Raw genomic sequence first — 1329 nt, 5'->3', positions numbered from 1 at the left:
CAAGACGCTTCTATGTACGTGGTGATCGGTTCGGCTGGTTGCCGCTAGGTTCGGCGTCGATGATTGCTTGGGTGGCTCATTGCCGATCTGGCCGCTCGGAGTGCGGGTGTGCCTTGTGCAAGACCTGTCCCCAGGTGGTCGTCGGCGCCGGCCCGGCCCACCTTGCTGGCCTGATCAGAAGCCTGCCCGTGCGAGCGCACGTGGCCCATCACAGATGTGCCGCTGAGGTGACTGCATCCCGAGCCGACGCCGACTGTCCCGGTCGTCACTGGCAAAGGAGCAACCGAGATGCCACAGATCGTAGAGCGGGTCACGGATGCCTATGACGTGGTGGTGGGGGTCGATACCCACACTGACACGCACACCGCTGCGGTACTCGACCGGTTCGGAGCGGTGTTGGCGCAGGTCACCGTGTCCACCGACGCGGACGGGTTGAGCCGGCTGCTGGCCTTCGCCGCCGCGCACACCCCGCCAAACGGGCGCCGGTTGTGGGCGGTGGAGGGCACCCGGGCGCACGGTCAGGGACTGTGCCGGCTGTTGACCGCTGCCGGTGAACCGGTCTGCGAGGCGCCCAAACCCGCCGCGGCGGCCCGCCGCCGGGGCGGCAAGTCCGATCAGCTGGACGCGGTCGCCGCCGCCCACGCGGTCCTCGCGTTGTCCACCGACCGCATCGCCGTGCCCCGCAGCGACGGAGCACGCGAAGCGCTGCGTCTCCTGCTGGTCTGCCGCCGCCACCACAGCGACGCCCGCACCGCCACGGTCAACCTGGTCAAAGCACTGATCCTGACCGCCGACGACACTCTGCGCCACGCCCTACGCGGGCTTGGCACCGCCAACCAGATCACCCGACTGGCCGCCCTCGACCCATCCGAGAGCACCCACCTGCCCATCGAGGAACACACCCGCCGCCGCGAGCTGACCACCCTCGCCCGTCACATCCACACCCTCGACGCCGCACTGGCCGACAACCACCGACACCTACGCGCCCTCGTCACCGACCTGTGTCCACCCCTGCTCGACCAACCCGGAGTCGGACCCGTCACCGCCGCGATCGCCCTCACCACCTGGTCCCACCCCGGCCGCGTCCGATCAGAAGCCGCCTACGCCACCCTCGCCGGCGCCGCCCCCATACCCGTTGCCAGCGGCCGCACCGACCGACACCGCCTCAACCGCGGCGGCGACAGAACCCTCAACAGCGCCCTGCACACCATCGCCCTGACCCGCCGCCGCATCCACCCCGAAACCCGCGACTACATCAACCGACGCCGCGCCGAAGGCCGCACCACCCGAGAAATCACCCGCTGCCTCAAGCGCTACATCGCCCGACAG

1 protein-coding gene is annotated in these 1329 nt (G+C 70.1%); it reads left to right on the top strand.

The window, feature by feature from the left end; translation table 11 throughout:
* Positions 1-288: 288 nt before the first annotated feature.
* Positions 289-1329: IS110 family transposase (locus tag ACLQ3F_RS31595; RefSeq protein WP_425853359.1), on the top strand; the 1041-nt coding region annotated here is incomplete at its 3' end.

The sequence above is a fragment of the Micromonospora sp. DT15 genome (genome assembly GCF_049841475.1).
In the GTDB taxonomy this organism is placed as follows: domain Bacteria; phylum Actinomycetota; class Actinomycetes; order Mycobacteriales; family Micromonosporaceae; genus Micromonospora.
This window is presented reverse-complemented; position numbering and strand designations above follow the sequence as displayed.